A 3,994-nucleotide genomic window follows, 5' to 3' on the forward strand; every position below is an offset into this window, starting at 1 on the left:
CCATATAATGAAAGCAGTACACCTGCAACAATAGCAGTACCTATAACCCCTGCCACATTAGGCCCCATCGCGTGCATCAATATGAAATTGCCCGGTTTTTCTTGTTGAGCAACAACCTGTGATACCCTCGCCGCCATCGGAACTGCTGATACTCCTGCCGAACCTATTAGCGGATTTACCTTCCCTCCTGAAGTAATATACATGAGTTTGCCAAGAAGCACTCCTCCTGCAGTCCCTCCTGCAAAGGCTACAAGTCCCATTATCAGTATTTCTATAGTTTGAAGCCTCAAAAAGTTATCCGCAGTTGCCGTTGCACCTACCGTCGTCCCTATGAATATGGTTACTATATTTATCAATTCATTCTGGGCCGTCTTTGATAGCCTCTCCACTACTCCGCATTCCCTGAAAAGGTTGCCGAGCATCAAGCATCCTATCAGTGCAGTAGCAGGAGGCACTAAAAAGCTCGCCAAAACCGTTACTATTATAGGGAATATTATTTTTTCTGTCTTAGACACCGGCCTTAGCTGCTCCATGGTTACCGTTCTCTCTTTTTTGGTTGTCAATAGCCTCATTATTGGCGGCTGAATTATGGGCACCAAAGCCATGTATGAATACGCAGATACTGCAATTGCTCCTAAAAGGTGGGGAGCAAGCTTGCTGGAAAGATATATGGCTGTCGGACCATCTGCCCCTCCTATTATACCTATGGATGCTGCTTCCTTAAAGTTGAACCCAAGTAAAGCTGCGCCTAAAAAGGCTATAAAGACACCAAGCTGAGCTGCTGCTCCCAATAGCAAGCTCTTTGGATATGCAATCAGCGGGCCAAAGTCGGTCATAGCTCCTACACCTAAAAATATTAGGGGCGGAAATATATCGTATTCTACTCCACGGTAAATCCAGTATAGGAATCCTCCGGGCTCCATTAAATGCCCAAGAGGAATGTTTGTTAATAGCATACCAAAACTTATGGGAACAAGAAGTAAGGGCTCGTATTTTTTTACTATGGCAAGATACAATAGTATACATGCAATGCCTATCATTATTAGTTCTTTTGCCGTTACGTTAAAAAAGCCGGTTGTCTTTATGAATTCAACAAACAGTTTTATTATTTCCAATGAGTTTCACCCTCTCCCGTTTTAAGTTTTTTCCTCTATTCAATTACTGCAAGGAGGTCTCCGGTGTTTACAGATGTCCCTTCCGATACTTCTATTGAAACGACTTTTCCGTCTTCAGGCGCAAGTATTTCATTTTCCATCTTCATGGCTTCAAGTATCATTAAGCAATCGCCTTTTTTAACCTGTGTTCCGGGTTTTACTTTTATTGAAAGAATGGTGCCGGGCATGGGTGCGTTTACGGTGAGTTTGCCGGTTACCGCTTTTTTGGGTGCTGGCTGAGGTGCTGCTTCTTTTGCAGGTTTTGCTTCTGCTTTGGGTGCTTCAACTTTTGGAGTTTCTACCACTTTTGGCGCTTCAACCTTAACAGTTGGTGTAGCGGCCGCTTCTACACCCAATTCTTCCACTTCAACCTCATAGGTATTTCCATTAATCGTTATTCTAAATTTTTTCATCTTTTGTTTTCTCCTTTCCCTATGTTTTTTTATTGAAATTATTTTATTTTTTTGGGTTTGTCCTTGCTGCTATACCCCAAGCAGGGGTCTTTTCGTAAACCCTCCTTATTGCACCAATCTTTATTGCTTCTATGGGTTTCCCTAAGTAAGCAGCAATTGCTGCACTTATCGCCGCAATTTCTTCTAAGTCTTCCTTCGGTTCTTGTTTTATTTCTTCTTCATGGAGCACCAAGGGGCTTTTTAGGGATGATTCATCAATTGTTTTTTTTTGCACTCCCTCGGGCTTGTAAAAGATATACCTCATTACCTCTAATATCAATGATAGAAAGTAAAGGGACAGCATAACTATGCCCATACCGATAACTGCTGCCTTTAATGATTCTAATAATACGTTTTCCATTTGTTTCTCCCTCCCTTGTTATGTATTTTTTTTAAACAGGCATGTTGCCGTGTTTTTTGTCGGGCCTTGTTTCCCGTTTTGATACAAGCATCTCAAGTGCACTTATTATTTTTACCCTTGTATGGGCAGGTTCAATTACATCGTCTATATATCCGCGTTTTGCTGCCTGGTAGGGGTTTGCAAATTTGTCCCTGTATTCTTCGATTTTCTGTTTTCTTGTTTCTGCAGGGTTCGGTGATTCTTCAATGTCTTTCCGGAATATTATGTTTGCTGCACCCTCAGGGCCCATTACCGCTATTTCTGCAGTCGGCCATGCAAATACCTGGTCAGCTCCTAAGTGTCTTGAGCACATAGCGATGTATGCTCCACCGTATGCCTTCCTTATTATTACGGTTATCTTTGGTACGGTTGCTTCCGAGTAGGCGTATAAAAGCTTTGCACCGTGCCTTATTATTCCGCCGTGCTCCTGGGCTACTCCGGGCAGGTATCCGGGTGTATCTGTGAAAGTAATAAGGGGTATGTTGAAGGCGTCGCAGAACCTTACAAATCTTGCTGCTTTATCGGAGGCGTTTATGTCAAGGCAGCCTGCCAATACTTTGGGCTGATTTGCTAATATGCCTACGCTCCTTCCGTTTATCCTTGCAAAACCGGTAATCATGTTCTGGGCGTAATAGGGCTGTACTTCAAAGAAGTCGCCTTCATCTACGATTAGTCTTATTACTTCTTTCATGTCATAGGGCTTGTTGGGATCAACGGGAACGATTTTGTTGAGTTCCGGCACTATTTTTAGCACTTCGTCATTGGTTTCTTTCAAAGGTGGATCCTCTAAATTGTTTGACGGCAGGTATGAAAGGAGTTTTCTTATTTGTTCAAAGCACTCTTCTTCGCTCGATGCCATAAAGTGGGCAACACCGCTTTTGGTGTTGTGTGCCATAGCTCCGCCTAATTCTTCGGGGCTTACGTCTTCTCCTGTTACCGCTTTTATTACCTGAGGACCTGTTATGAACATCTTGCTCATATCGCTTACCATGAAGATGAAGTCGGTAAGAGCGGGTGAATATACGGCTCCTCCTGCGCAGGGGCCTAAGATTACTGAAATCTGGGGTATTACTCCGGAAGCGATGGTGTTTCTGTAGAAGATTTCTCCGTAGCCTTTGAGGGCATCTACTCCTTCTTGAATCCTTGCACCACCCGAATCGTTTAGCCCTATTACGGGTGCACCCATCTTTAATGCCATATCCATTATTTTTACTATCTTTGCTGCATGCATTTCGCCGAGGGAGCCACCTATTACGGTGAAATCCTGTGCAAATACAAATACCAACCTGCCGTCTATTGTGCCGTATCCCGTTACTACGCCTTCACCTGGTGCTTTTGTGTCTGCCATGTCAAAGTCGATACAGCGGTGCTCTACAAAGGCGTCAATTTCTACAAAGCTGCCTTTGTCTAATAGTTTTTCAATTCTTTCCCTTGCAGTGAGTTTTCCGCTTTCATGCTGTTTTTGTATCTTTTTTTCACCACCTCCGAGCTCTACTTCTTTCCTTTTTTGTCTTAAAAGCTCCAGTTTTTGTTCAAAGGTTTCCATTTATTTTACTTCCTCCTTTTTTTATTTTCTTTCGCAAAGTTCTATTAAAACACCTTTTGTTGCTTTTGGATGAATAAAGGCAATTTTTGCTCCACCGGCTCCGTATCTTGGTTTTTCATCAATTAGCCTTACTCCCTTTTGTTTTAGTTCTTCTAATGCTTTTTCTATATCATCTACTCTGAATGCTATATGCTGTATACCTTCTCCATTCTTTTCTATGAATTTTGCTATCGGGCCTTCGGGGTCGGTCGATTCTAATAGTTCTACTTCGCTGTCGCCTACAGGGATAAATACTACTTTTACTTTCTGTTCTTCTACTACCTCTTCCCCGTGCACCTCAAGTCCCAATAAATCGGTATAGACCTTTTTTGCCTCCTCTAAGTCTTTTACAGCAATTCCAATATGGTCTATTTTTAAAGTCTTCATTGTATTCCCTCCTTAT

The 3,994-nt window shown here is 42.5% G+C and carries 5 protein-coding genes; all 5 read right to left on the minus strand.

Annotation, left to right across the window (positions count from 1 at the left end; all coding sequences use genetic code 11):
• A partial coding sequence (locus ACPLVF_RS11875) for a sodium ion-translocating decarboxylase subunit beta (RefSeq protein ID WP_424908040.1) occupies positions 1–1,040 on the minus strand: 1,040 nt, incomplete at its 3' end.
• 110 nt (positions 1,041–1,150) lie between these two features.
• Positions 1,151–1,567, minus strand: coding sequence for a biotin/lipoyl-containing protein (locus ACPLVF_RS11880; protein ID WP_424908036.1), 417 nt, complete (start codon positions 1,565–1,567; stop codon positions 1,151–1,153).
• A 43-nt stretch (positions 1,568–1,610) separates the two neighbouring features.
• Positions 1,611–1,967, minus strand: coding sequence for an OadG family protein (locus ACPLVF_RS11885; protein WP_424908037.1), 357 nt, complete (start codon positions 1,965–1,967; stop codon positions 1,611–1,613).
• Between the two features lie 31 nt (positions 1,968–1,998).
• The gene (locus tag ACPLVF_RS11890) at positions 1,999–3,552 is read right to left on the minus strand and encodes an acyl-CoA carboxylase subunit beta (protein ID WP_424908038.1); all 1,554 of its coding nucleotides are present in this window, start codon (positions 3,550–3,552) and stop codon (positions 1,999–2,001) included.
• 21 nt (positions 3,553–3,573) lie between these two features.
• Positions 3,574–3,978, minus strand: a complete 405-nt coding sequence (mce, locus tag ACPLVF_RS11895; protein ID WP_424908039.1) for a methylmalonyl-CoA epimerase — start codon at positions 3,976–3,978, stop codon at positions 3,574–3,576.
• Positions 3,979–3,994 lie beyond the last annotated feature (16 nt).

Origin of the sequence: Thermovenabulum sp., from assembly GCF_049701175.1 — a bacterium.
Lineage (GTDB): Bacteria > Bacillota > Thermosediminibacteria > Thermosediminibacterales > Thermosediminibacteraceae > Thermovenabulum.